The organism is Cypionkella sp. TWP1-2-1b2 (assembly GCF_049896245.1).
Taxonomy (GTDB): Bacteria; Pseudomonadota; Alphaproteobacteria; order Rhodobacterales; family Rhodobacteraceae; genus Cypionkella.
This window is the reverse complement of sequence record NZ_JAFCTX010000052.1, coordinates 1-24,329: the sequence shown is the minus strand read 5'-3', so window position 1 is coordinate 24,329 and position 24,329 is coordinate 1. Positions and strand designations below refer to the sequence as shown.

The 24,329-nt window shown below is 60.7% G+C and carries 22 protein-coding genes and 1 pseudogene; 8 read left to right on the top strand and 15 right to left on the bottom strand.

Features of this window, described 5'->3' with window-relative positions; translation table 11 throughout:
- Positions 1 to 158 precede the first annotated feature (158 nt).
- Complete coding sequence (locus ACP7AP_RS21885) at positions 159 to 836, top strand: hypothetical protein (RefSeq protein ID WP_426037681.1); 678 nt, start codon at positions 159 to 161, stop codon at positions 834 to 836.
- 37 nt (positions 837 to 873) lie between these two features.
- On the opposite strand, the gene parE is transcribed toward ACP7AP_RS21885, so the two are convergent.
- The 3 genes from parE to ACP7AP_RS21870 form a co-directional block, all read right to left on the bottom strand.
- A complete protein-coding gene (parE, locus tag ACP7AP_RS21880) occupies positions 874 to 2,829 on the bottom strand; it encodes a DNA topoisomerase IV subunit B (RefSeq protein ID WP_426037679.1) in 1,956 nt (651 codons plus the stop codon).
- A 90-nt stretch (positions 2,830 to 2,919) separates the two neighbouring features.
- Positions 2,920 to 3,294, bottom strand: a complete 375-nt coding sequence (locus tag ACP7AP_RS21875; protein ID WP_426037677.1) for a type II toxin-antitoxin system death-on-curing family toxin — start codon at positions 3,292 to 3,294, stop codon at positions 2,920 to 2,922.
- Positions 3,291 to 3,539, bottom strand: coding sequence for a hypothetical protein (locus tag ACP7AP_RS21870; protein WP_426037675.1), 249 nt, complete (start codon positions 3,537 to 3,539; stop codon positions 3,291 to 3,293). The genes ACP7AP_RS21875 and ACP7AP_RS21870 overlap by 4 nt, the downstream gene beginning before the upstream one ends.
- Before the next feature lie 63 nt (positions 3,540 to 3,602).
- Between ACP7AP_RS21870 and ACP7AP_RS21865 the strand changes: the two genes are divergently transcribed.
- Complete coding sequence (locus tag ACP7AP_RS21865) at positions 3,603 to 4,499, top strand: NAD-dependent epimerase/dehydratase family protein (RefSeq protein WP_426037673.1); 897 nt, start codon at positions 3,603 to 3,605, stop codon at positions 4,497 to 4,499.
- Between the two features lie 118 nt (positions 4,500 to 4,617).
- Here ACP7AP_RS21865 and ACP7AP_RS21860 read toward each other — a convergent pair whose 3' ends face one another.
- The 3 genes from ACP7AP_RS21860 to ACP7AP_RS21850 all read right to left on the bottom strand — a co-directional run bounded on the left by ACP7AP_RS21860 (position 4,618) and on the right by ACP7AP_RS21850 (position 7,135).
- Positions 4,618 to 5,319, bottom strand: a complete 702-nt coding sequence (locus ACP7AP_RS21860; protein ID WP_426037671.1) for a DUF6994 family protein — start codon at positions 5,317 to 5,319, stop codon at positions 4,618 to 4,620.
- A gap of 301 nt (positions 5,320 to 5,620) precedes the next feature.
- Positions 5,621 to 6,367: a type I methionyl aminopeptidase gene (gene map / locus ACP7AP_RS21855; protein ID WP_426037669.1), complete on the bottom strand. Its 747-nt coding sequence runs from the start codon at positions 6,365 to 6,367 to the stop codon at positions 5,621 to 5,623.
- A gap of 90 nt (positions 6,368 to 6,457) precedes the next feature.
- Positions 6,458 to 7,135 (bottom strand): glutathione S-transferase family protein, encoded by a 678-nt coding sequence (locus ACP7AP_RS21850; RefSeq protein WP_426037667.1) that lies wholly within the window; start codon positions 7,133 to 7,135, stop codon positions 6,458 to 6,460.
- A 99-nt stretch (positions 7,136 to 7,234) separates the two neighbouring features.
- Between ACP7AP_RS21850 and ACP7AP_RS21845 the strand changes: the two genes are divergently transcribed.
- Complete coding sequence (locus ACP7AP_RS21845; RefSeq protein ID WP_426037665.1) at positions 7,235 to 9,058, top strand: LuxR C-terminal-related transcriptional regulator; 1,824 nt, start codon at positions 7,235 to 7,237, stop codon at positions 9,056 to 9,058.
- A gap of 626 nt (positions 9,059 to 9,684) precedes the next feature.
- Here the strand turns inward: ACP7AP_RS21845 and ACP7AP_RS21840 are convergent.
- The 3 genes from ACP7AP_RS21840 to ACP7AP_RS21830 form a co-directional block, all read right to left on the bottom strand.
- Positions 9,685 to 10,671: a Gfo/Idh/MocA family protein gene (locus ACP7AP_RS21840; RefSeq protein ID WP_426037663.1), complete on the bottom strand. Its 987-nt coding sequence runs from the start codon at positions 10,669 to 10,671 to the stop codon at positions 9,685 to 9,687.
- Positions 10,672 to 10,821: 150 nt separating this feature from the next.
- A complete protein-coding gene (locus tag ACP7AP_RS21835; RefSeq protein WP_426037661.1) occupies positions 10,822 to 11,526 on the bottom strand; it encodes a response regulator in 705 nt (234 codons plus the stop codon).
- A 14-nt stretch (positions 11,527 to 11,540) separates the two neighbouring features.
- The gene (locus ACP7AP_RS21830; RefSeq protein ID WP_426037659.1) at positions 11,541 to 14,216 is read right to left on the bottom strand and encodes an ATP-binding protein; all 2,676 of its coding nucleotides are present in this window, start codon (positions 14,214 to 14,216) and stop codon (positions 11,541 to 11,543) included.
- Positions 14,217 to 14,333: 117 nt separating this feature from the next.
- Here ACP7AP_RS21830 and ACP7AP_RS21825 point away from each other — a divergent pair, with 117 nt between their 5' ends.
- The gene (locus tag ACP7AP_RS21825) at positions 14,334 to 14,501 is read left to right on the top strand and encodes a hypothetical protein (protein ID WP_426037657.1); all 168 of its coding nucleotides are present in this window, start codon (positions 14,334 to 14,336) and stop codon (positions 14,499 to 14,501) included.
- A 5-nt stretch (positions 14,502 to 14,506) separates the two neighbouring features.
- Here ACP7AP_RS21825 and kdpC read toward each other — a convergent pair whose 3' ends face one another.
- Genes kdpC through kdpF form a run of 4 tightly spaced genes read right to left on the bottom strand, consistent with a single transcriptional unit; the run spans position 14,507 to position 18,898 of the window.
- On the bottom strand, positions 14,507 to 15,073 hold the full coding sequence (kdpC, locus tag ACP7AP_RS21820) for a potassium-transporting ATPase subunit KdpC (RefSeq protein WP_426037655.1): 567 nt from the start codon (positions 15,071 to 15,073) through the stop codon (positions 14,507 to 14,509).
- Positions 15,074 to 15,082: 9 nt separating this feature from the next.
- Positions 15,083 to 17,119: a potassium-transporting ATPase subunit KdpB gene (gene kdpB / locus ACP7AP_RS21815; protein WP_426037653.1), complete on the bottom strand. Its 2,037-nt coding sequence runs from the start codon at positions 17,117 to 17,119 to the stop codon at positions 15,083 to 15,085.
- A gap of 12 nt (positions 17,120 to 17,131) precedes the next feature.
- Positions 17,132 to 18,802: a potassium-transporting ATPase subunit KdpA gene (kdpA, locus tag ACP7AP_RS21810; RefSeq protein WP_426037651.1), complete on the bottom strand. Its 1,671-nt coding sequence runs from the start codon at positions 18,800 to 18,802 to the stop codon at positions 17,132 to 17,134.
- 9 nt (positions 18,803 to 18,811) lie between these two features.
- The gene (kdpF, locus tag ACP7AP_RS21805) at positions 18,812 to 18,898 is read right to left on the bottom strand and encodes a K(+)-transporting ATPase subunit F (RefSeq protein ID WP_426037685.1); all 87 of its coding nucleotides are present in this window, start codon (positions 18,896 to 18,898) and stop codon (positions 18,812 to 18,814) included.
- Between the two features lie 414 nt (positions 18,899 to 19,312).
- Between kdpF and ACP7AP_RS21800 the strand changes: the two genes are divergently transcribed.
- The 3 genes from ACP7AP_RS21800 (at position 19,313) to ACP7AP_RS21790 (ending at position 21,224) form a co-directional block, all read left to right on the top strand.
- Positions 19,313 to 19,465, top strand: coding sequence for a hypothetical protein (locus ACP7AP_RS21800; protein ID WP_426037687.1), 153 nt, complete (start codon positions 19,313 to 19,315; stop codon positions 19,463 to 19,465).
- Positions 19,428 to 19,547 carry a malonyl-CoA decarboxylase domain-containing protein gene (locus ACP7AP_RS21795; protein ID WP_426037683.1) on the top strand — a complete coding sequence of 40 codons (120 nt, stop codon included), beginning with the start codon at positions 19,428 to 19,430 and terminating at the stop codon, positions 19,545 to 19,547. Before ACP7AP_RS21800 ends, ACP7AP_RS21795 begins: the two co-directional genes overlap by 38 nt.
- A 162-nt stretch (positions 19,548 to 19,709) precedes the next feature.
- Positions 19,710 to 21,224 (top strand): malonate--CoA ligase, encoded by a 1,515-nt coding sequence (locus tag ACP7AP_RS21790; protein WP_426037649.1) that lies wholly within the window; start codon positions 19,710 to 19,712, stop codon positions 21,222 to 21,224.
- A gap of 314 nt (positions 21,225 to 21,538) precedes the next feature.
- Here the strand turns inward: ACP7AP_RS21790 and ACP7AP_RS21785 are convergent.
- Positions 21,539 to 21,973 (bottom strand): annotated as a pseudogene (locus tag ACP7AP_RS21785) (Eco29kI family restriction endonuclease); the annotation flags it as partial.
- Positions 21,974 to 22,463: 490 nt separating this feature from the next.
- Here ACP7AP_RS21785 and ACP7AP_RS21780 point away from each other — a divergent pair.
- Positions 22,464 to 23,462 carry an integrase arm-type DNA-binding domain-containing protein gene (locus ACP7AP_RS21780; protein ID WP_426037647.1) on the top strand — a complete coding sequence of 333 codons (999 nt, stop codon included), beginning with the start codon at positions 22,464 to 22,466 and terminating at the stop codon, positions 23,460 to 23,462.
- A 25-nt stretch (positions 23,463 to 23,487) separates the two neighbouring features.
- Here the strand turns inward: ACP7AP_RS21780 and ACP7AP_RS21775 are convergent, their stop codons facing one another.
- Positions 23,488 to 24,138: a recombinase family protein gene (locus tag ACP7AP_RS21775; RefSeq protein WP_426037645.1), complete on the bottom strand. Its 651-nt coding sequence runs from the start codon at positions 24,136 to 24,138 to the stop codon at positions 23,488 to 23,490.
- Positions 24,139 to 24,329 lie beyond the last annotated feature (191 nt).

Here is a 24,329-nt window from a genome sequence, read left to right as displayed (position 1 = left end):
CGCCACCCATAACTCAGCATAGCGATCAAAACTGATCCGGGTCGCCTCTAAAGCCGCAGACGCGAGGTTCTGCGCCGCGTCAACATGTAGGCCGACCGGACTAAAAGGGATAAGCCTTAACAAGGCAAATTAAGTTTGTAAACACAAGGAAGAAGCTAGTGCCAAATCCATTATCCAGAGTTAAGCTTAATTGTAATTTCAGTCACGGTTCGGAATCGCTCAGCAAGCGCCCTGCTGAAGCTCTACTTATTATGGAAACGATTGCCAGTATATCGCTGGCAGAAAATGCGCGGGGTCTAATTCTTTCTGCGATGCTTGGAACCGAATCTCATATTGGTCTATCAATGTATTTAAGTATACAAACTGCGTCGACACAGAAAGCGTTACTTCAGGCGGCTGCCTTATCTTGCCTGACTGATGAGTTACTAGAACTTCTGCGACGGATTGATAAAAGTGCAAAATCAACTTTTGATCTGCGGAATGATTTCGCGCACGGGCTATGGGGTGACTCTGAAGAACTGCCAGATGCAATACTGTGGTTATCGGCTCGTCATTTTTTGGATCATGTGGTTGAAATTGATGACGGAAGAAAGCATGTTCTGCCAATGCTCCACGATCGTAAAAAAATTCTTGTATACACAATTGAAGAATTGGGAAAAATAAGTTTACGGGCTAAGGGTGTGGCTAGCTTATATCGACTATTTTCAATGTTATTAGATGTGGGCAAGAAGGAAGCCAATGAGCACACCAATGCATTCTTGGGATATGATTTTAACAAAAAAATGATCGAATCCATTAATTTAAAAATCGAAGCCGCATTTCAATCTCTAACTTAGCTTTCATCCACAATATCCTCATGCAAAACTCTCATCGTCAAACATCCAACTCCTCCACAAACCGTGCGTTTTCCTGAATATACTGGAACCGCAACTCCGGTTTCTTGCCCATCAGACGCTCCACCAAATCGCCGGTCTCCCCCGGCGCATCCTCGTCAATCGTGACGCGGATCAGTTTGCGGGTGGCGGGGTTCATGGTCGTGTCTTTCAGGTCTTTGGCGTCCATCTCACCCAAGCCCTTGAAGCGTTGCACGTCGATTTTACCTTTTCCGCCCAAGCCCTTGGCCAGCCAAAGCTCTTTCTCGGTATCGTCGGCGACATAGAGACGCCGCGCGCCTTGGGTCAGGCGGTAGAGCGGCGGGCAGGCAAGGTACAGGTGGCCTTTGTCGATCAGCGGGCGCATTTGGGTGAAGAAGAAGGTCATCAGCAAGCTGGCGATGTGCGCGCCGTCAACGTCGGCGTCGGTCATGATGACGATTTTATCGTAGCGCAGGTCATCGACTTTGAAGCGGCTGCCCATTTGCACGCCAAGCGCCTCACATATATCGCGGATTTCGGAGTTGTCGTTGAGTTTGCCGGAAGCCGCCCCCAGCACGTTGAGGATTTTACCCTTTAGCGGCATGATGGCTTGGGTTTCACGATCGCGCGCGCCTTTGGCGGAGCCGCCTGCCGAGTCGCCTTCGACAATAAACAATTCGGTATTGTCGCGGGTTTTGCTGGAGCAATCGGTGAGTTTACCCGGCAGGCGCAGCTTTTTGGTGGCAGTCTTGCGCTGGGTTTCTTTCTCTTGCTTGCGTTTCAGGCGTTCTTCGGCGCGCAGGATCAGGAAATCCATGATCGCGCCTGCGGATTTGGAATCCGACACCAGCCAGTTGTCAAAGTGATCGCGCACGGCCAATTCAACGTAGCGGGTGGCTTCTTCGGTGGCCAGGCGGTCTTTGGTTTGGCCGACGAATTGCGGCTCGCGGATGAAAACGGATATTAACGCGCAGCCTCCGGCGAGCATATCGTCGCGGGTGATCATTTCGGCTTTGCGGTTTTTGGTAAGCTCGCCGTAGGCGCGGATGCCTTTTAAGATGGCGCTCCAGAAGCCGAATTCATGGGTGCCGCCTTCAGGGGTGGGGACGGTATTGCAATAAGATTGCAGGAAGCCGTCGCGCACCGGGCTCCAGTTGATCGCCCATTCGACCGAGCCGGGGACTTGGAATTTTTCCTGGAAGCTGACTTTGCCCGCGAAGGGGCGGTCGGCGTAGGTGGTTGTTTTCTCTAGCGTATCTGACAGGTAATCCGCAAGGCCGCCGGGGAAGTGGAAAGTGGCTTCCATCGGCGTGTCGCCGTCGGGGATGGCGGATTTCCAGCGGATCTCAACGCCGGAAAACAGGTAGGCTTTGGAGCGGACCATTCTGAGCAAACGGGAGGGGCGGAAGTGATGCGAGCCGAAGATTTGCGGATCGGGGTGGAAGGTGAAGGCGGTGCCGCGGCGGTTGGGGGCGGCACCGATTTTGGCGATCGGGCCGAGGGGGGTGCCGCGGGAGAAGCTTTGGGCGTAAAGTTCTTTGTTGCGGGCGACCTCGACGTAGAGGTGGTCCGACAGCGCGTTGACCACCGAGGAGCCGACGCCGTGCAGGCCGCCTGAGGTTTCATAGGCTTTGCCGTTGAATTTGCCCCCCGAATGCAGGGTGCAGAGGATGACTTCGAGCGCGGATTTGTCGGGGAATTTCGGGTGCGGATCGACCGGGATGCCACGGCCATTGTCGCGCACGGTGAGGGAGCCATCGGCGTGGAGTTCGACCTCGATGCGGTTGGCGTGGCCTGCGACGGCTTCGTCCATCGAATTGTCGATGATTTCGGCGGCAAGGTGGTGGTAGGCGCGCTCATCAATGCCGCCGATATACATGCCGGGGCGGAGGCGGACGGCCTCTAGCGGCTCCAGCACCTCGATGGACGAGGCGTCGTAAGTGTCGGGCGAACCAGAGAGGAGGTCGGGGGCCATGCGTGCTCGATTCTTGTTATGCGGCTTGTTGCAGTCCTTAGATCAGATGCGGGGGAGGGGGCGCAAGATGTGGGGGTTTTGCAGGCCAACTTAGAGGTGGGTGCGCAGCCAATGGCCGAGTTCGCCTTCATCCAGCAGGCCTTGGGCGGCGCGGATGATGACCGGGCCGATTTCGAGGGCGGTCCAAGGGATCTGGATGCCGTTGAAGGCAAGGGCCGCGTTCATCGCGCGGAAAGCGGTGCGTTTGTTGGCATCGTTGAAGCAATGGCCTTGCGCGATGGCGATGGTATAGGCCGCAGCCAGATCGAAGGCATCGTCGATCATTCCGTAGGCGAGGCGATTGTCGACGCGTGCCAATGCGCCTTCCAGAGATTTGTTCAGCGCACGGCCCTGCAATTCGCCGGGGTTGAGCACGGCATCATGGATGGCTTCGACCAGTTCGGGGGTGAGCAGGCGGAACGTCATTTGTCTTTCAGATAGTCGAGCACGGGCTGAACGGCGTCGCGGGTGGCGGCCAGATGTGCCAACAACTCCTCGCGCGTGATCGGGGTGTGATCAACCTTGCCGACAGCCTCGGCTGGCACCAGATAGCCCACGAGGGCCGAGTTTTTTAGGATGGCTACGGGTTGGCCGCCGGCGCGGTCGAAGACCTTTTGCGGCTCGCGCAGTTCGGTCATGGTGCAGATCTGGGGTGTGGCGAGGCGGGTCATGGCGGGCTCCTGTGATGTGCGATGAAATATACACTAAAATGTACAAAATGCAAGGAGACTGCGATGCGGGTGCTGTTTACGGGCGGGTCGGGCAAGGCGGGGCGGCATGTGGTCGCATATCTGGCGGCGGCGGGGCATAAGGCTTTGAACGTGGACCGGGTGGCGCTGCGGCATCCGGGGGTGGCGGATTTGCAGGCGGATATTTGTGACTCGGGGCAGATGTTCAATGCGATGAGCGCGCATATGGATGGGGCTGAGTTGGATGCGGGGGCGGCTCCGCGGTTTGATGCGGTAGTACATTTTGCGGCGGTGCCCGCGCTGATGTTGCAGGCGGAGAATGAGACCTACCGGGTCAATGTGATGGGCACTTATAATGTGCTGGAGGCGGCTTGTAAGGTGGGCGTGCCGAAGGTGATTATTGCCTCGTCAGAGACGACCTATGGAATTTGTTTTTCGAATGGAATTGTGGACCCAAAAGTTTTGCCGCTGGAGGAGGACTACGATATTGATCCGATGGACAGCTACGGCATGTCAAAGAAGGTCAATGAGGCGACGGCGCGGAGTTTTCAGCGGCGGTTTGGCAATGATATTTATGCTTTGCGGATTGGGAATGTGATTGAGCCGCAAGAATATCGCACGCGGTTTCCGGGGTTCTTTGCAGAGCCAGGGCAGCGGCGGCGGATTACCTTCAGTTACATGGATGCGCGGGATCTGGGGCAGATTGTCGATCTGGCTTTGCAGAAGGATGGCCTGGGGTTTCAGGTGTTCAACGCCTGCAATGACACCAACTCAGTGTGCCAGAGCAATCAGGAATTGCTGGCGCGGTTCTTTCCGAAGGTGCCATTAAGCCGCCCGGTTGGGGCGCAGGAGAGTTTGCTTTCCAATCGGAAGGTGCGGGAGGTTTTGGGGTTCAAGGAGGCGCATAACTGGCGGAATTATGTGGATGATCCGACAGTTTGATTGGGGTGTGTCCACGCGTGGACAGGGGGGAGATGGGTTTGGAGTCAAGGGGTTGGGGAGGGGTGGTAAGGGGTTTTTAAGGATTGGGGGGTGGTTGGTTTCACCCGCCCTACACTGGTCATTCTTGTTTGGTGATGCGTCGATTGCGCGCTGTGACAAAGGCAATCATATTGTCACGATATGCCAGATAAGCATCGACATCAGAAGGTAGGGGCGGGTGGTCAAAACCTTTGAAGGGCAGGAAAAAATGGATTGAAGCTCCGTCTTCTGAAATCAGATCCTGCAACAGGAAAAAGTCGACATATCCCTGAAAATCATTGAATAGTACAAAGAAATCAGCGTAGCGCAGCAAAACAAGACTGAGTGGGCTTTCTTCGTTTAGATAGTGAAGCCTTATGCACTCTAGTGTCAGGTCAAAACGATCTCTAATTTTACTATTCAGGCCGCGTGCTGCGTTGATTGTGGTTTTTCCCTCAATCTTACGCGCAGGGAAGACAATGTAAGCACCCGGTGTGCTGCAAATTGAAAAGAATTTATCCAAATCTCTGTCAGGAACTTGGGTGATGATCCCGGCCATGGCTTTAACATATCTATATGTGTGCCCAAGCGAGTCGCTGGATAAGATGAATTCTCCGCGTTGGGATTTATGATGCAAGTAATCTCCGGGGCGCTCATTTGAGAGATCAAAGCACGTGCCGTCCGGCAAAGGTTTGCTCCAAAGTATCTTGTGATAACGGCGAAGTGTTGGGCTGTGACTATCCGGGTCACGCCCCCGTGCGTCTGAGTAGACATCAAATGTCGTATCTATTCCGATGCTCATGCGGCAGTTCTCCGTTTTGTAACCTTGGTAGCATGCGCAGAAAGTCTTTTTCTATCTTTGTTATGTTCGATTTCGAAACCGAACGCCCGGAATCAAGGCGCTAGCGCCGCCGGGCAGCGCCCGTCCGCCCCCTCGGGCGGGCGCTTTTGCAGTGTCTCGCGCAGAAATTCTGGGGAGTAGGTTGAGGCATAAAGCGCTTAGAACTTCTGTTGCAGCCCCACCCGGCGGACGGGCGCTGCCCCGTGGTGTGCTTGGGGAGAGGGGGGATGTGCGGAGCGGTGGGTTTCACCCACTCTACGCATCAGCCCGGTAGCGTCACGATAATCGCTCCACGATCGGTGGCGACGATGGTGTGTTCGTATTGTACGACGGGGGCGGTTGGTTCGGCGTGAAGCGTCCAGCCGTCGCGGGCTTGGTTGGCGGTGTGGGCTCCGCGCGACAGGAACGGCTCGACAGTCAGCACAAGGCCGCGGTGGATGCGGCGGGTGTCGCGGTTGGGCCAGGTGGCGATTTCTTCGGGGTATTCGTGCAGGGCGCGGCCAACGCCGTGGCTGGCAAGGTTGCGGATCAATGTGTAGCCGCGGGTGCGGGCGAAGCGGCCGATGGCGTTGCCGATGTTTGCCAATGGCTTGTTGGCGCTGACTTCGGCGATGCCGATCTGCATGGCGCGTTTGCCGTCGCGGCACAGTTGATCCAATGCGGGGGTGACGGGGCCGAGGCGGAAGGTCGCACCGGTATCGGCGTAGTAGCCGTTTTTACTGGCCGAGACGTCGATGTTCACCAGATCTCCTGTCGCGAGGATGCGGGGGCCGGGGATGCCGTGGGCGATTTCCTCATTGACGCTGATGCAGGTGGCGCCGGGGAAGTCATAGCTGGCTTCGGGGGCGGAGGTGGCTCCGGCTTGATCGAGCAGCGCGCGTCCGATGTCGTCAAGTTCACGCATGGTCATGCCCGGTTGCATCGCTTTCGCCATGGCGTGCATGGTGTTGGCGACGATGCGACCGATGGCTTTGAGGCCGTCAAGGTCATCCTGGTGGGTGATGGTCATATTTTCGCACCTGCACTTTGGGCTTATCGCTTCCTTCGGGCGCTCTGCGCGGCAAGCGAGAAGCGCCCGCAGGAAGCGTCGAGCGGCGGGTTACGCGGGTTCTGCCGAGCGGGCGGCCCACATGGTCTGAAAAGCGGGGCGGGATTGGCAGCGCTCTAGCCATGTTTTCACGCTTGGGAATTCGCCGAGCAGGCTGGGGTGGCTTTGCGCGTAGCGGACGACCTCGGCTGTGTTGATGTCGGCGGCGGTGAAGCGGTCGCCGACCAGCCAGTCATGGCTCGCCAGATGCGCAGCCAGGCGGGCAAGCGGGCGGCGGAGTTTCTCGGCATTGACCGCGATGCTGGCTTGGCCCTCGGCGGTTTTGTCGCCGCCATCGCCGATGATGTAGAGGATCTGTAGCGCCGGGGTTTCTATCGAGGTGGCGGCGAACAGCGACCATTGCTCCATCATGGCGGCTTCGGCGTTGGTTTGCGGTCCCAAGGCTCCGCCATGGCAGCGCGCGATATGCAGGGTGATGGCAAGGCTTTCGGTCAGCACGAGGTTTTCGCTCGGAGTGGGGCCGTCTTCGGTGTAGGCGGGGATTTGGCCTTGCGGGTTCACCGTCAGGTAGCTGGCGGAGGTGGTGTTCAGCGGCGCATCGGCGGCTTTGGGGTCCGCCAGCCGATAGCCTTGGATCACCGGGATATGCGTAAACGGCAGGCCCAACTCGGCCAGCAGCCACAACGGGCGCGAGGCGCGGGAGCGGTAAACTCCGTAGAGGGTGATCATGGCGGGCTCCTGTGGCGGCGATTTGGCGGTATTCTTAGGCAAAGATCGCGGCGGCGGAAAGGGGCGGCGGGGGACTCTGCGCAAATCGGAAGATTCCCGGTGTTTGCTGCGCTGCGGCGACAGGATTTTGCTTGCCGTAAAGGCAAGCTTGCGCCACCACAGGGCATGTCCGAGCCGAAGTCCCCAGCTGACGCCGCGCAGACGCCATCGCGCGAGGATAGAGCCGAGATTGTTGATCGGCTCTATGAGGTTGCGCTTGATCCGATCCGGCTGGAGGATCTGCTCGATGTCTGGGAGGGCCGGATCGCGCCGTTGCGCAGCGGGCCGGGGCATGACCCGGTGCAGCTGGATGACCCCGAGATTGAGGCGCATATGGCGCGGGCCTCGGTTTTCCTCGATCGGTTTGAGGCGACGCGCGACGATGGAGCTTACCGCTCGGTGCTGGAGGATATTCCACGCTCGGCGGCGTTCCTGAGCGATGGCGGGCCGGTGCTGGCAGGGCATAACCGGCCTGCGGCGGTGGCGTTTGGGCTGGGGGAAGGCGCACGGTTAAGCGATCTGCCGTTTGAGGTGGAAGATATTGAACTGTTGCGCGGGGTGATTGCCAAGGTTGCGGCGGGCAAGGCCGAAAAGGTGATCACGCTCAGGATGCGGTCGATGAAGACCGGCAGTCCGGTGATCGTGCGGGTGGGGCCGGTGGAAAGCCCCGGCCCGAAGTCTTTGGCCTTGGTGATGTCCACCGAACTGGTCTGGCCCGAGGGATTTGAGGAGACGGTAAAAGAGGCGTTTGGGCTGACGGCCGCGGAAGTCGAGATCGTGCGGGGGATCACGCTGGGGCTGCCGGTGAAGGACATTGCCGAGGCGCGGGGACGGTCTGCCGAGACAGTGCGGACGCAGGTGCGCTCGATCTTGTCAAAGACCGAGACGCACAGCCAGTCAGAGCTGGTACGGGTGGTGCTGGGGTTGATGGATGTGGCGGTGCTGCCGTCCGAGGGCGCGGTCGCGGTGGCCAAGGCCGGAACGCTGGAAGCTTTGTCATTTCAGCAGATGCGCGCGCCCGATGGGCGGCGGCTGGAGTGGATCGAGTTTGGCCAGCCGTCAGGCGCGCCTTGCGTGTTCATGCATCTGGATTTCGGGCTGATCCGCTGGCCTGCCAGTGCCGAACGTGCAGCTAGGCGGCGCGGGATGCGGGTGATCGTGCCGGTGCGGGCGGGCTATGGCCGGACCGAGTTGCACGCCAAAACTGTCGGCCATCTGGAGGGGGTAACGGCGGATTACATCGCCGTGCTGGAACATCTGGGGGTGAAGCGCGCGGCGGTGATCGCTTTGGGCGCGGATTTGCGGTTTGCGATGAGTTTGAGTTTGGAGCGCCCCGAGCTGGTGACGGGGATTTTGGGCTGCGCCTGTCAGTTGCCGCTGCGCACGCCGGCGCAATATGAACGGATGGACAAGTGGCAGCGCTTTATCCTCGCCAATGCCCGCTATGCGCCGAAAATCCTGCCGTTTCTGGTCAAGGCGGGGTTTTCGCTGGCACGGCGGTTGGGCAAAGAGAAGTTCTTCGCGCAGGTGAATGGGGGGTCTCCGGCGGATATGGAAGCCTTTGCCGACCCGGAGATCCGCGAGGCGATGCTGGCGGGATCTGAGGTGTGTCTGGGTGAGCGGGTTCTGGCCTCGGAGGCGTTCACGCGGGAATGTATCGGATCGGAAAAGGACTGGTCGCATCTGGTCAAGCGGGTGCAGGCCCCGGTGGTGCTGTTGCAGGGCGATCAGGACCCGCAGACCCCGGTGCAAACCATCCGCGAGTTGATGGCGGAATACACCCATCTGGACATTCGCTTCATGCCGAACACGGGGCAGTTGTTGTTCTTCAAGGAATGGCCGCAGGTGTTCGACGTGCTGGAAAGATTTTTGCCAAGGCGATGAGAATCTCTGCCTCCCTACCGCAATTTGGGTATGCGGGCGCGGTGGGGCCTGCGCTATCAGAGTTCATGTTTAAAAGCACGTAGCTGGAACCTTTAAGACGAAAAATTTTTTCCCCGAAGAAAGGGCGGTGGCATCTGGGGTGCCGCCGCCTTTCTTGTTTGTGTGTGGGTCGTCGGTGCGGCGGGATGTGCTGAGAAGGTTGGGCCGTCCGCAGGGGCATCGAGCCCCTTTGAACGGCGCTGCCGGGGATAGGAGGGGCGGGCGGTCTGCACCTTGTAGCGGCAGCAGCCGGAGGAGGTGGTTCGATGCCACCGATGGCGGCACATGGTTATGGGGGTGTGCGGGTTGGAAGGGCGGAGTGCTCCGCACGGGAGTATTTTAAAAAGAGCAAATCCTTGTGCTGGGAATTGGCGGAAGGGGTGACATCGCAAAACCAGCGTCCCCCAGGGTCACTTTATTCGCGCGCCTACCGCAAACAGGGTATGCGGTGGCGCTGAGTCGCGGGTTATCGCAGGTTATATTCAAAGCCGTTTGTTGGAACTTTTGCAACGAAAGCAGTTTTTTCCCCGAAGAATGGGCGGTGGCATCTGGGATGTCACCGCCTTTCTTGTTCTGGACCGCGCAGATCAGGCCTCGCTGGGGTATTTCAGGCCGATCTGGGCGCGGATTTGGTCCAGCGTTTGCATGATCTGCACGGTTTCGCTTGGCGACAGGATGGCGCTTTCGGTCTTGCCCGCGGCGATCAGCGCTTCGGCTTCCTCGGCTTGATATTGCATGCCGCGACCGATGCGGGGTTCGTTGAAGGTCTCGATCACAACGTTGTCGTTGTTATAGACGCGGAAGCTGGTGGGCTCGTACCAGACGCGGTCAATCTCGATGCGGCCTTTCCTGCCTACGATGCAGGCGCGGTTGGGGCCGGCGCTGTCGGAGGAGGACAAAGTGGTGGCGATGGCCCCCGAAGCATAGTGGAAGATCGTCGCCACTTGCGCATCGGCCCCGGTTTCGCGGAAGCTCGCACTGGCCTGCATACTGTCGGGTTTGCCCAGGATGTCCCAGGTGAACGAGATCGGGTAAATGCCGAGATCGAGCAGTGCGCCGCCGCCGAGGGCAAGGTCGTTCAGGCGGTGTTTCGGGTCATCGGAGAGTTTCTGGCGGTGATCGGCGGTGATCGAGCGCACCTCACCGATGCTGCCTGCGACGATGATGTCGCGGATGCGCTGCATATGGGGCAGAAAGCGCGTCCACATTGCTTCCAGCACCAGCAGGCCCTTGGCGCGGGCGAGGGTGGTGATTTCTTGCGCCTCAATGGCATTGAGGGTGAAGGCTTTTTCGACCAAAATGTGTTTGCCCGCGTTCAGCGCCAGAATGGCTGCGGCATGGTGCTGCGGGTGCGGGGTGGCGATGTAGATGATATCGACATTCGGATCAGCTGCGAGGGCGTCGTAGCTGGCATGGGCTTTGGGGATGTTGAATTCATCGGCGAAGCGCTGCGCGCTGGCGGCGGTGCGCGAGCCCACGGCGGTGACTTTATGACCAGTCAGCTGCAGGTCTTTGACGAACAGTTCGGCGATCCAGCCGGTTGCCAGAATTCCCCAGCGGATTCTATCAGCCATGTGTGTGCTTCCCTATGTGTTTTGCGGCCCTGCTGTGGCGCAGCACGGGGCAGCCGATACGGACAGGGTAGATCAACGGCTGATGGATTGCCAACCGGGGTTGATGGGTTCTGACGATGGGCAACGGATTGTGCGCGCGCTTGCTGCGGTTCAGCTGCCAGCGGGTTCGTTGCTGGCGATGAAGCGATAGCCGACGCCGGATTCGGTCATGATATAGCGCGGGTTGGCGGCGTCGTCGCCGAGTTTGGCGCGCAGCTGGCGGATGAACACCCGCAGGTATTGGCTGTCTTCGGCATGGGCGGGGCCCCAGAGCGTGCTGAGGATCATGGTTTGCGTCACCAGCCGCCCAGCGTTGGAGGCGAGCATCCAGAGCATGTCAAACTCGCGTTTGGTCAGGTGCAGGATGCTGCCGCTTTGGCTGACTTGGTGCAGGGCTGCGTCGATGCGCAGATCGCCTGCGTCGATCACGGCGGGCGCGGAGTCGTTGGGGCTGCGGTCGCGCAGCAGGCTGCGGACACGGGCCAGCAGTTCTTTGACGCTGAAGGGTTTGACAACGTAATCCTGCGCCCCCGCATCCAAGGCTGCAACCTTGCCCGCCTCATCGGCGCGCACCGACAGGATCAGCACCGGCATCGTGCTCCAACCGCGCAGATCGCGCAGCACGGAAAGGCCATCGGCGTCGGGCAGGCCAAGGTCGAGGATCAGCATCGCCGGGGTTTCACGGGCGGCGGCGCGCAGACCTTCGCGGGCGGTCGCCGCCTCTAGCACGCTGTGGCCATCGGATTCCAGCGCCACGCGCAGGAAGCGGCGGATGGGGGCTTCGTCGTCGATGACAAGGATGCGGGCAGGGGTCATGGGTTCCGGGGGCTTCAGACTAAAGCTGGGGTGTGGATTTGCAGCGTGATCACGATACGCGTGCCAGTGCCGTTTGGCCATGTGGCTTCGGCGCGGATCGACCCACCCATCGATTCGATCAGTCCTTTGCAGATAGCGAGGCCCAAGCCAGTGCCTGCGCGTTGGCGGTCGCCGCTTTCAACCCGGAAAAACATCTCGAAAATGCGGTCGCGGTCCTCTAGCGGGATGCCGGGGCCGCTGTCAGCGATGGTCAGGGTCAGCAGGCTGCCGTTGGTTTTGGCAGAGATGGCGATTTCGCTGCCTTCGGGCGCGTATTTGGCGGCGTTGTCGATGATGTTGAACAGCACTTGTTCCAGCAAAACCGGGTCGGCTTGGACTTGCGGCAAGGGTTGCGGCAGATCGGTGGTCAACGGGTGCTGGCGCAGGATGGCGCGCATGCGGTGGCGAGCGGAGCCTACGACTTCGGCCAGATCGACGGCGGTGAGGTGGGGGCGCAGCGCTCCGTGGCCAAGCCGGGTCATGTCGAGCAGGTTTTGCACATAGCGGTCGAGACGCTCGCCTTCCTCGCGGATCAGTTCGGCCAACTCGCGGCGGCTCGCTTCGGGCAGGCCGTCGGGGTCCGTCAGGCTGCCAGCTGCGCCGATAATGGTCACAAGCGGAGTGCGCAGGTCGTGGCTGACGGATGAGAGCAAAGCGGTGCGCAGACGGTCGGTCTCAGTCGCGAGGCGGGTCGAAGCAAGATCTTCGGTCAGCCGCAGGCGTTCCAGCGCCAGCACGATCTGATCGTTCAGCGCGTCCATCAGGCGTTGGTCAAGGCGGGTGAGTGCGCCGTCGTCGTCAAAGGCTATGCCGAGGACGCCCAAGCGATTTTCATTGGTTTTCAAGGGCATGAAATACCAGCGCGCGGTGGGCAGGGTGTCTGATCCGCGTCCGGCGGGGTTGCCTTTGTCCCATGCAAATTGGGCGGCGGTCTGGTCGCGCACTTCCAAGCGGTCTTCGGGGGGGAAGCCGCCGACCACCTCTAGTGCCTCGGTTTCGCCCGGCATCAGCAGGATGCTTTCGCAGCGCAGGGTGACCGCGACATGGCTGACAACGGCCCAGATCAGATCATCGCGCTGGGCGGCGGCGGCGACTTTGCGGCTGAAATCGTAAAGTTTGTTGGTGCGGTCGGCGATTTCGGTTTGCACGCGGACGCGCTGGCGCAGGCGGGCGGCGAGGTTGCCGGTGATCAGAGAGGCCACAAGGAACAGGCACAGCGTCAGTACCTCGCCCCGGTCGGTGATGGTGAAAGTCAGCCGGGGATCGACGAAGAAGAAGTCGTAGGAGAAAAATCCGAGGACAGAGGCGAAGATGGCGGGCAGGTTGCCTTGGCGGGAGGCCACGATCACCACGGCGGTCATGAAGATCAGCGACAGCGAGGCGACTGGAAACAGCCGGTCGGCCAAGGCGGCGGCAAGATTGGCAAGCAGGGTGATGCCGACAGCCTCGGCCATAGCGCGCAGCGAGGGCGGTGTGAGGGTAAGGCGCGGGCGTTGCGACGCGAGGCGTTCATCGGGTTGCGAGGCGACGGTGATCTCAAACGAGCCCGCGCCGCGCATCAGGTTTTGCACCACATCTTCTTGCAGCCAGCGGGTCAGCCACGGGCGGCGGCGCGGGTAGCCGACGATAATGCGGCGGACGTTGCGGGCGCGGGCATAGGACAGGATGGCGCTGGCGGTGTCGTTCTCGGCCTCAAGCGTCGCCACCTCGGCGCCCAGGCGTTCTGCAAGGCGCAGGGCGGTGGAAATCCGGTCGCGCTGGGCTTCGCCAAGGTCATTCTGTCGGGCCGAGGTGACATTCACCGCGATCCAATCGGCGCGGGCGCGGTCGGCTGATCGCTTCGCCACCCGGATCGCTTCGCGGGCGGCGGGGCTGTCGTTCAGGCAGACGAGGATGCGTTCCTGCGTCGGCCACGGCCCTTCGATGGCATTGGCGGCCATATGCTCGCGCAGTTGTGCATCCACCCGGTCGGCGGCGGTGCGCATCGCGAGTTCGCGCAGGGCGGTGAGGTTGCCCTTGATGAAAAACGAGGTGAGGGCGCGGGCGGCCTGATCTTGCGGGTAGATTTTGCCAGCTTTGAGGCGTTCAAGAAGTTCATCGGGCGGCAGGTCGATCAGTTCAATCTCATCGGCGAGTTCCAGCACCTGATCGGGCACAGTTTCGCGTACCCGCACGCCGGTGATGCGGGCGACGGTTTCGTTCAGGGTTTCGATGTGTTGGATATTCAGCGTGGTGTAGACATTGATGCCAGCGGCCAAAACCTCGGCGACATCCTGCCAGCGTTTTTCATGGCGGCCACCTTCGGCATTGGTGTGGGCCAGCTCGTCTATCAGCGCCAAAGCGGGGTGGCGGGCTAAAAGGGCGTCGAGGTCCATCTCGGTCAAAGCGCGGTTTTTATAGAGCACGGGTTTGCGCGGCAGCAGGGGCAGATCGGCGAGTTTGGCCTGCGTTTCCGCGCGGCCATGGGTTTCGATCACGGCGGCCAGCACATCGACGCCCTTGGCCCATTCGCGGTGGCCGTCGTCCAGCATCGACCACGTCTTGCCAACGCCCGGAGCGGCACCGATGAAAATCTTCAGCCGCCCGCGGCCTTCACGGTTGGCGCGGTCCAAGAGGGCTGCGGGTGAAGGGCGGGTGTCGGGGTCAGCCATGGCTTTGGCCTCTAGCCGCGCTGGGGAAGCTGCCGTTGTTTTGCGGATGGCAGCAGAGGAACGGTTTTGGCTGCATCATCCTCTGATCCCCGCCGTGTCTGGCGCAAGTTGGCGTAAATGAAGCGCCTTGCCAACCACCGTCTTCAGAACGCCTGCGCTGGGGTGTCGGCTGCGGACATTCTCGCCCCGCCGCAGTTGGACGAGTTCATCGTTGGCGATGATGCGGCGGCAAGGGCGGCGGATATGGCCGCCCTTGGCTGGAGTGAGGCCGATCTGATGCGGTGATCGCGTCATTTCGCCAGGGGGAAGGCCGCATCCAGCGCGAGGTTGGTTTGCAGCACGTTGATCACAGGCTCGCCGTAGAGACCGAATAGCGGGGCTTTGATTTGCTTTTCGATCAGCGCTTGCACGGCGGCGGGATCAGCTTTGCGGGCGGTGGCTACGCGGGCGGCTTGGTCGGCGGCGTTTTCCGGGCTGATGTCGGGGTCAAGGCCGGAGGCGGAGGTTGTTACCGCGTCAATCGGGGCGTCAGTGCCATTCTCGGCGGTATAGGCGGCGCGGCGTTCGGCGACACTGGCGATCAAGGAGGCGTTGGTGGGGCCGAGGTTGGAGGCGCCGGATGGGGTCGCGCCATAGCTGGAGGCCGAGGGGCGCGGGTGCAGATAGCCGGGGTTGGTGAAGGATTGCGCGATCAGGGCGGAGCCGATCACCGCGCCATCTTTCTCGATAAAGCTGCCGTTGGCTTGCGTTGGGAACAGGGCCTGTGCGGCTCCGGTGATCGCCAAGGGATAGGCAAGGCCGGTCAGCAGGGTAAAGCCGAGGGTCAGGGTGATTGCGGGACGAAGATGAGTAAGCATTGGAACCTCCTATGCCAGATTGAGCGCGACAAGGGCGAGGTCAATCGCCTTGATGCCGATGAAGGGCACGATCAGGCCGCCCAGACCGTAGATCAGCAGATTGCGGCGCAGCAACACCGCCGCAGAAGACGGGGTGTATTTCACGCCGCGCAGCGCCAGTGGGATGAGGGCGATCAAGATCAACGCGTTAAAGATCACCGCCGACAGGATTGCCGAATTGGGCGACGCCAGACCCATGATGTTCAGCACAGCAAGGCCGGGGTAAGCGCCGACAAACATCGCCGGAAGGATGGCGAAGTACTTCGCCACATCATTGGCGATGGAGAAGGTGGTCAGCGAGCCGCGCGAGATCAGCAGCTCTTTGCCGACCATGACGATTTCGATCAGCTTGGTTGGGTCGCTGTCCAGATCAATCAGGTTGGCGGCCTCTTTTGCCGCCGGGGTGCCTGCGTTCATCGCGACGCCGACATCGGCCTGCGCCAAAGCCGGGGCGTCGTTGGAACCGTCGCCGCACATCGCGACCAGACGGCCACCGGATTGTTCGCGCTTGATCAGGTCAAGCTTCATTTCCGGTGTGGCTTCGGCGAGGAAATCATCGACTCCGGCCTCGGCAGCAATCGCAGCGGCGGTCAGCGGGTTATCACCCGTGATCATCACAGTGCGGATGCCCATGGCGCGGAGTTCAGCAAAACGCTCGCGCACGCCGGGTTTCACCACGTCTTTCAGATGCACAGCGCCAAGGATGGTGAAGCCTTTCGACACCAGCAGCGGCGTGCCGCCCGACCGCGCAATCGCGTCGATTTCTTGCGCCAGGGCCGGGGCGGGGATTTGCGTGGTCAGGCGCACCACGGCGTCGATGGCCCCTTTGCGGAAGGAGGTGCCATCGGCCAGATCAAGACCAGAGAGGCGGGTTTGGGCGGTGAAAGCCACCGGAGTAGCACCATTCGGCAAGGCCAGATCACGGCTCAGCAACGCGCGGGCTTTCTCGACAATCGAGCGGCCTTCGGGCGTCTCATCGGCCAGCGAGGCAAGATAAGCCGCCTCAGCCAAGGTCGCCATATCGACACCCGGTGCGGGGATCAGCGCATCGGCCATGCGGTTGCCGAAGGTGATGGTGCCGGTTTTATCCAGCAAAAGCGTGTCCACGTCGCCTGCCGCTTCCACCGCGCGGCCGGATTTGGCGATGACGTTGAACTTCACCAGACGGTCCATGCCCGCGATACCGATGGCCGACAGCAAGCCGCCGATGGTGGTGGGGATCAGGGTGACGAACAGAGCGCCCAGCACCACAACCGGAATCTTCAACCCGGCAAAGCTGGCGAAGGCGGGTAGCGTGACGACGACGAACAGGAAGATCAGCGTCAGCCCGGCCAGCAGGATGTTCAAGGCGATCTCGTTTGGGGTCTTTTGCCGCTCGGCACCCTCAACCAAGGCAATCATGCGGTCCATGAAGCTTTTGCCCGGCTCGGCGGTGATGCGCAGCACCAGCCAGTCGGAAACCACCGTGGTGCCACCGGTCACTGACGACCGATCCCCGCCCGCCTCGCGGATCACCGGCGCGCTTTCGCCAGTGATCGCACTTTCGTTGACCGATGCCACGCCGCGCACCGCCTCGCCATCGGTCGGGATGATATCGCCGGCCTCAACCAGCACGAACTGGCCGGCTTGCAACTCATCAATCGGGGTCAGCAATGCCACGTCGAAGGCGCTTTGTGGCCCCTCCAGCCGTTTGACATAGCCCATGGTTTTGGTGGCGCGCAGGGTGTCGGCGCGGGCTTTGCCGCGACCTTCGGCTAAGGCTTCGGCAAAGTTGGCGAACAGCACACACAGCCACAGCCAGACCGATATATGCAGCGCTGGCCAGCCGCCCACCGTGCCGCCGCTGATATCGCGCAGCGCGAGGATGGTGGTCATCAGGGCGACCACCGCCGTGGTGAAGATCACCGGATTGCGGGCAAGGCCGCGCGGGTCCAGCTTGACGAAGGTTTGGCGCAGGGCGGCTGGGGCCAGATCGCGCAGGCTTGCGGTTGGGATAGAGTTTGACATGATTTCAGGTCCTTAAAAGCTTTGACCAGCGACGCGTGCGGTTTCTTCCGCAATCGGTCCCAGTGCCAGCACAGGAAAGAAGGTGAGCGCGCCAAGGATCAGCACGGTCAGGATCAGCAGGGTGACGAACAGCGGGCCATGGGTGGGGAAAGTGCCCGATGTGGCCTCGGCTTTGGTTTTGCGCGACAGCGAGCCTGCAATCGCCAGCACAGGGATGATCATCGCATAGCGCCCCAAGATCATCACCAAACCGATGGCGGTGGTGTGCCAAGGCAATGACGCCCCCCAGCCGCCGAAGGCCGAGCCGTTGTTGCCGGTGGCGCTGGAATAGGCATAGAGCACTTCGCTGAAGCCATGCGGGCCGGGGTCTTGGATGGCGGCCAAGGCGCTGGGCAGGGTCGAGGCAAACGCGCCGACCACCAGAATACCGACCGGCATCGACAGGAAGCCCACCACGGCCAGCGTCACTTCGCGGGCCTCAATCTTGCGGCCAAGGTATTCCGGCGTGCGCCCCACCATCAGCCCGGCCAGAAACACCGCGATGATGCAGTAAAGCAGCATGCCGTACAGGCCAGATCCGACGCCGCCGAAAATCACCTCGCCGATCTGCATGAATACCATCATCACCATACCCGACAGCGGCATAAAGCTGTCGTGCATCGCGTTGACCGAACCGTTCGAGGCCGCCGTGGTAGAAGCCGCCCAAAGCGACGACAGCATTGCGCCAAAGCGGGCCTCTTTGCCCTCCATATTCGCGCCAAATCCAAGGCTTGGGTTGCCCGCAACCTCGTAGAAATGGATCACCGCAAGACCAGCCAGCAGCATGATGCCCATGGCGGCGAAGATCGCCCAGCCTTGGCGGCGGTCGCGTGCCATAGCACCGAACAGGAAGCAGAACGCCACCGGAATCAGCAGGATCGACAGGCATTGCGCCATGTTCGAGGCAATCGTCGGATTCTCAAACGGATGCGCCGAATTGACGCCGAAAAAGCCACCGCCATTGGTGCCGAGTTGCTTGATGGCAATCTGCGCCGCAGCAGGGCCGCGCGCGATGATCTGCTCCGCGCCCTCAAGCCCAGTCGCCTTGACCGCGCCCAGCAAAGTTTGCGGCACACCTTGGGCGGCCAGAAACAGCGCAAGCGCAATCGACAAAGGCAGCAGAATCCACAAAGTCGCGCGGGTCATATCGGCCCAGAAGTTGCCAAGCCCGCCATCTTTAGGGCCAACAAAGCCGCGGATCACCGCGACGCCCACGGCCATACCGCTGGCAGCAGAGACGAAATTCTGTACCGTAAGCCCAGCCATTTGCGACAGGTAAGACAGTTGCGCCTCGCCGGAATAGGCTTGCCAGTTGGTGTTGGTCACGAAGCTGACTGCGGTATTGAACGCAAGGTCAGGCGACATAGCGCCAATGCCATCGGGGTTCAGCGGCAGATAGCCTTGCAGGCGCAGCAGCGCGTAAAGCACCACAAAACCCGCCAAGTTAAACGCCAGCACCGCCATGGCGTAAGCGGTCCAGTTCATCTGACGGTCAGGATCGACGCCCGCGCCGCGCAATACGATGCGGTCCACCCATGCCAAAGCCGGGATACGGGCCTCAAATACCCGTTGCATCCAGACAGCGAGGCCAAGGCCAAGGACTGTCAGCACCGCGAAGTAGAAAACATATGAAATCAGGGTCATGATTGTCCCCTAGAAACGATGGGGGGCGATCAGCGCCACCCCGAGATAAACAAACAGCCCTGCCGCAACGACAAGGCCTAGGATCAGGTCGAACATGATTTCCTCACAGACGGTCAAGGATGCGGATCAGCGCCGCACAGCCGCCAAAAGCGGCAAAGGTTAGGGAAAGGTAGATGAGATCGGACATGGTGTGCTCCGGGATTGACCCGTGCGTTTTGCCAGAACCGCGCGTGAGGGGGATATGGCGAAGGCACGGCTTTCGCGTAAAGACGGCGTAAAGATCGGTGGCGGATGGGCGGTGACTTGCCGCAAGGTGAGGTTTTTCATAGAGATTGAGGCTAGGATCGGCTTTGGCAGATGCAGTGAAAGGCGATGGTTGTGATGTCAGCAACAGGTTCAAACCGGGGTGTTCGGAGGCACAAAATCCGTTGCCTTGGCCAAGACGGCGCGATGGGGGCTTAGCCTGCGCGCAGCACGGCCGATGCACCATGTTGCGGTCATGGGCAGGCCATGGGCAGGACGCTGGCCAAGACGGCGATGACGGATGTGTTTCGGCCGGCCTCGCCGCTGCTTGCAGTCGTGATGTTGGGGTTTGTCGGGGCTTCTGACCGCCGCTGCCAGCTATGTGCTGCCCGCCCGCAATACGTCGAGGCATGTGATTGACCGGGTGGCGCGATTGCATCTTCGCAACAGCGCGCGACTGGAACTGCTGAACTCTTTGGGCAATACATCGCCAATGAGTTGAAACAATCGCAAGGGTTGAGAATGCACGCTCGCTATGATCTTGGTCAGAGTGAGACCAACCCCGAAGGCTTTGCCGAGTGCAGTTCTGTCGAAACCTTGGGCAGCATGAAAACCGTTCTGCACGCAGATAAACTTTGATTTCCGGCTTTTGCAGGAGTTTTCCATGAACGACAACCTGTTCGATATTCTTGCCAGTTCGATCTCCGATGAAGGGGCCACCGCGATTGAGACGCTGGACGGCGCGCGGATCAGCTACGGCGACCTTGTCTCTCGCACGGGTCGGATGGCCAATGCGCTGGTGGCTTTGGGGGTGAAGCCGGATGACCGGGTGGCGGTGCAGGTGGAAAAATCGGTCGAGGCGATCATCCTTTACCTTGCCACCCTGCGCGCGGGCGCGGTGTTTTTGCCGCTGAACACCGGCTATACGGCGGCGGAGATCGCGTATTTCATTGGCGATGCAGAGCCCAGTTTGTTTGTGTGCGACCCTGCACGTGCGGCTGATCTGACACAGGCCGCCGCACAGGCTGGGGCGCGGGTGGTGACGCTGGATACCAAAGGCAAGGGCAGCTTGACAGACGCGGCAGCCTCAGCCCCTTCAGGGTTCGACACAATACTGCGCGAAAAGGACGATCTGGCGGCGTTGCTGTATACCTCGGGCACCACGGGGCGCTCGAAAGGTGCGATGCTGACGCATGGCAATCTGGTGTCCAACGCGCTGTCGCTGCGCGCGGCGTGGCGCTACACCGCCCGCGATGTGCTGATCCACGCCCTGCCAATCTTCCATACCCATGGGCTGTTCGTGGCCACCAATGTGACGCTGTTCTCGGGCGCGTCGATGATCTTGCTGCCGAAGTTCGACCCCGCGCGCGTCTTTGATCTGATGGCGCGGGCGACGGTGCTGATGGGGGTTCCGACTTTCTACGTCCGCCTGCTGGAGGCTGATAAGTTGACCGCAGAGGCCACCGCCCCTATGCGGCTGTTCGTCTCCGGCTCGGCGCCGCTGCTTGCCGAAACCCACCGCGCATGGCACGCGCGCACCGGTCATGCGATCCTTGAGCGCTATGGTATGACCGAGACCAATATGAACACCTCAAACCCCTATGACGGCGCGCGGGTGGCGGGCACGGTGGGGCTGCCGCTGCCGGGAACCGAGGTGATCGTGACCGACCCGGAAACTGGCGCGGCGCTGCCGCAGGGTGAGATCGGCATGATCGAGGTGCGCGGGGCCAATGTGTTCAAAGGCTATTGGCGGATGCCGGAAAAAACCGCCGCCGAATTGCGCGCGAACGGGTTTTTCATCACCGGCGATCTCGGGCGGATCGACGACACCGGCTACGTTCATATCATCGGGCGTGGCAAGGATCTGATCATCACCGGCGGCTACAACGTTTATCCGAAAGAGATCGAGGCCGAGATTGACGAGATCCCCGGCGTGTTGGAATCCGCGGTGATCGGCCTTGCGCACAAGGATTTCGGCGAGGCCGTGACGGCGGTTGTGGTGCTCACGGGCGCGCCAAGCCTGACTGAAGCCGCCATCGTCGCGGCGCTTGAAGGCCGTCTGGCGCGGTTCAAACAGCCCAAACGGGTGATCTTCGTGCAGGAATTGCCGCGCAATACCATGGGCAAAGTGCAGAAGAACCTGCTGCGCGCGCAGTATGCGGGGCTCTATCACAACTAGGGCGTCGGCAAGCTGGGTGAAGTCTGGCCTGCCTGGCCGATGCGGTTCTACCGGTGGTTGCCTTAGCCGGAGCGGCTGGGGCCAGGCCGAGGGGCATTTCCGTATCCGGCTAACTGCCCCCATCTCGCGGATGTCATGACTGGCGCGGATGCGGGGTTTTGCGGCGATGCTGGCGCGCGATCTGGTGGGTTGCGGATATGGCAGGTCTGCTCCGCCCGACTGTCGCCATAAGCCGCTTGGGCCTGAAGCAGCCGTGGGTGTCGCCCGTCGCGCCGCATGTCACTTCAAATATGGCCTTAATGGCGAGGGCCGCTTCAAAGATATGTCACGCGCGCGTCAACTGCTGCGGCAAGACCTGCAGGCGGCTGCCTGCCCCCGCCCATGCCGCGTCGCAACCGATCACATACAGGTTCTGCTGGGCGCACGCGACTGCGACATTTAGAATGTTGGCTGGGCTTGCCGCCCATTGCCGCGCCCTGTGAGGACGGGCATTTGTGAGCCCCAGCAGCAGGATATGCGTCGTTGAAGACCAGCGCACGGCACCGGAAATCTGCCAGCGACAGATTGTTGATGGCTGCGATGGACCGGGAATGTATGGACCGGGAATGTTCGGCAATCCTGTCGTGTAGCTTGCATGCCTTGCGGCCGCTGGGGATGAAATCCTGCTTGGCGCTCTCGCTGGATGCCTTGCCGAGATAGATCGGATAGTTGAACCGACCGCCGTCCAGCGCGACCAAGCTGCTGTAGCCCGGATCGTCGCCACCCTAGCAAAGCGCATAGATCCCGGTCACGGCGAAGGTGGTGGGCGGCGGCATCGGCAGGCGCGGTTGTTCGAGCAATTCCAAAGCCAGCGTCACGCCGACAGTCTCTGCGGACAGCGGATCAAACTCAGTTGGGATGGATCAATCGGCCATAGCTCGGTTGTTGCACAGCAAAATGCGGCTGTCGCCCTCCGAGAATGCGCGCGGGCCACTCGTTAGATAACTTGGCGACTTGCAGCCTGTTCCGCAACCATTTGATTTTCTGAGCATTGATGGTGCTGTGAGAGAGGATTGAACTCTCGACCTCACCCTTACCAAAGGCATGCTGCGGGGTATTTGGGGGTATTCTACGGTATGTGATACCGCGTGTAATACACTGATATAAAACGAATATATTGTATTTTTCGGTTCGGTATGGTATCCGCAGAATATGCAAAGCCGTGCTGCCCCGGTGCTGCCCATACAGGAGCGTTTTCCCTTGCTGAAGTCCAAATTGACCGACGCCGCCGTCGCCAAAGCGACCTTGCCCGAGGGCCGGAAAGAGGCGGTTTTATGGGATAGCGAAGTGACCGGCTTTGGCCTGCGTTTGCGTGCTGCGACGCAGACTTGGATCGTCTACTACCGACCGGCAGGAGCGGGGCGCACGGCGGCCGCAAAGCGGTATAAGCTGGGCACACCCAAGACTATCCCCACCGCGACCGATGCGCGGCGGCTGGCTCGCGACGTGCTTGGGCGCGTGGCGCGCGGCGAAGACCCAGCAGCCGAACGAGCCGAACAAAAGCGCGCGATCAAGTCCAGCGTAGGCGAACTTCTGGACGCTTACGAAGCGTACCAAAAAGAGCGCGGGCGGATGAATTACAAGTCAGTCGTGAGCGTGATCAGGCGCGGGCTGAAGCCGTTCCTGGCCCGCGACGTGAAGACGCTGGAGGGCGCAGCACTTGTCGAGATCGTGGACAAGATTGCTGCTGGTGGGCAACGCGGCACGGCGGATGATTTTCGTTCAAGATGCCGGGCGTTCCTAAGCTGGTGCCGCGACAGCAAAAAGGTGATCAGCGCAAACCCTTTGCTGGAGCATAGGAACGAAAAGCCGACCCGTGCCCAGAAGCTGAAGAAAGACGAGCACGGGCGGGCGCTATCTGACGACGAATTGGGCGCGTTGTGGGCAGCGGCTTCTGTACCGTCGGCATATAATCGCTATGTGCAATTCCTGATATTGACCGGCTGCCGCCGAACTGAAGCGTCCGTGGTGCATCACACCGGCAAAGACGTTGCGCGCGGGGCGCGGGGGCACACGATTTTGCGCGCCGCGACAGATACCGAGATAGAAATAGCCGAGGGGCAACTTTCTGTGACGAAACAGCGCGACCACGAAGGCGGGCTCAAACGGGCTTTCAAGCTTACAGGCGTGGCGCTGGGCTTTGATGAGGACGGCGACACGATCACGTCCGCCACCGTTACTTTCACTCCGAGGATTTAGGCTTATTTGGTTGATAGCGGCCCTTTCAATGCCCGACCGGTTCCCATTTTTGGATTGCCTTCGCACAGCCAGAAGGATCGCCCTTGATGCGGTAGACCGTCGGGCGGCTTACCCCTGTCATTTTGGCAATCACAGACGGGCTTTCGCCATACCCGAGCAACTTTTGCACTTCCACGAATTGCGCCCGCGTGAAGGCCGGTTTGCGCCCGCGGTATTTCATGCCCTCTCTATCCATCGCCTTGGCGTGGGCGATACCGGCGTCGCGGGCTTCCGCCATTGCGTTTGCTTGTGCCTCTGCTAGCGCGGCCATGAAGCCTATCAGGGCGTCACGTACGGCTTGCTGCATAGGGTCCGTGGTCGCGCCGTCAAACACCATGCCGTTGATCACGGTCTTGACCACCACGCCGCGGCGCATGAATTCCCGGATATTGTCGCTTACGTCGCGATAGTCGCGGCCCAGCCGGTCAACCCAGCGGACAAGCAAGGTATCGCCCGCCCGTAGCATATCAAACAGCCTGCGGCCCTGTGGGCGTTCTGCAAGCTTGGTCGTGACGCCTGACACGCCTTCGTCGGTTACGACGTCGTCAACTTTGAACCCTGCCGCCTTGGCTTGGGTCAACTGGTGGGCGGCGGTTTGGTCCTTTGTGGAAACGCGCGCGTAAAGGATCGTTTTCATGGTGGCCTCTTGCTGCAAAGGGGATGGGCGGACGCACCGCCCGGTGCCGTTAGGCGCGGGACGGCACCGGCGTGTCAATCAGCGTCGAATATTGAACAGGTAACAGCGTTCAATATTGATCAGTTTGGGCGCTGATTTTCTTGCGCTGTTTGAAGCGCCAGGAGTCATTTCCGGTTTCGAGAATGTCGCAG

Excerpts from the sequence above, each read along its gene's own strand:
- parE (WP_426037679.1), bottom strand. The coding sequence starts at position 2,829 with ATGGCCCCCGACCTCCTCTCTGGTTCGCCCGACACTTACGACGCCTCG.
- ACP7AP_RS21875 (WP_426037677.1), bottom strand. The coding sequence starts at position 3,294 with ATGACGTTCCGCCTGCTCACCCCCGAACTGGTCGAAGCCATCCATGAT.
- ACP7AP_RS21870 (WP_426037675.1), bottom strand. The coding sequence starts at position 3,539 with ATGACCCGCCTCGCCACACCCCAGATCTGCACCATGACCGAACTGCGC.
- ACP7AP_RS21865 (WP_426037673.1), top strand. The coding sequence starts at position 3,603 with ATGCGGGTGCTGTTTACGGGCGGGTCGGGCAAGGCGGGGCGGCATGTG.
- ACP7AP_RS21860 (WP_426037671.1), bottom strand. The coding sequence starts at position 5,319 with ATGAGCATCGGAATAGATACGACATTTGATGTCTACTCAGACGCACGG.
- map (WP_426037669.1), bottom strand. The coding sequence starts at position 6,367 with ATGACCATCACCCACCAGGATGACCTTGACGGCCTCAAAGCCATCGGT.
- ACP7AP_RS21850 (WP_426037667.1), bottom strand. The coding sequence starts at position 7,135 with ATGATCACCCTCTACGGAGTTTACCGCTCCCGCGCCTCGCGCCCGTTG.
- ACP7AP_RS21840 (WP_426037663.1), bottom strand. The coding sequence starts at position 10,671 with ATGGCTGATAGAATCCGCTGGGGAATTCTGGCAACCGGCTGGATCGCC.
- ACP7AP_RS21835 (WP_426037661.1), bottom strand. The coding sequence starts at position 11,526 with ATGACCCCTGCCCGCATCCTTGTCATCGACGACGAAGCCCCCATCCGC.
- ACP7AP_RS21830 (WP_426037659.1), bottom strand. The coding sequence starts at position 14,216 with ATGGCTGACCCCGACACCCGCCCTTCACCCGCAGCCCTCTTGGACCGC.
- ACP7AP_RS21825 (WP_426037657.1), top strand. The coding sequence starts at position 14,334 with ATGAAGCGCCTTGCCAACCACCGTCTTCAGAACGCCTGCGCTGGGGTG.
- kdpC (WP_426037655.1), bottom strand. The coding sequence starts at position 15,073 with ATGCTTACTCATCTTCGTCCCGCAATCACCCTGACCCTCGGCTTTACC.
- kdpB (WP_426037653.1), bottom strand. The coding sequence starts at position 17,119 with ATGTCAAACTCTATCCCAACCGCAAGCCTGCGCGATCTGGCCCCAGCC.
- kdpA (WP_426037651.1), bottom strand. The coding sequence starts at position 18,802 with ATGACCCTGATTTCATATGTTTTCTACTTCGCGGTGCTGACAGTCCTT.
- kdpF (WP_426037685.1), bottom strand. The coding sequence starts at position 18,898 with ATGTTCGACCTGATCCTAGGCCTTGTCGTTGCGGCAGGGCTGTTTGTT.
- ACP7AP_RS21800 (WP_426037687.1), top strand. The coding sequence starts at position 19,313 with ATGGGCAGGACGCTGGCCAAGACGGCGATGACGGATGTGTTTCGGCCG.
- ACP7AP_RS21790 (WP_426037649.1), top strand. The coding sequence starts at position 19,710 with ATGAACGACAACCTGTTCGATATTCTTGCCAGTTCGATCTCCGATGAA.
- ACP7AP_RS21775 (WP_426037645.1), bottom strand. The coding sequence starts at position 24,138 with ATGAAAACGATCCTTTACGCGCGCGTTTCCACAAAGGACCAAACCGCC.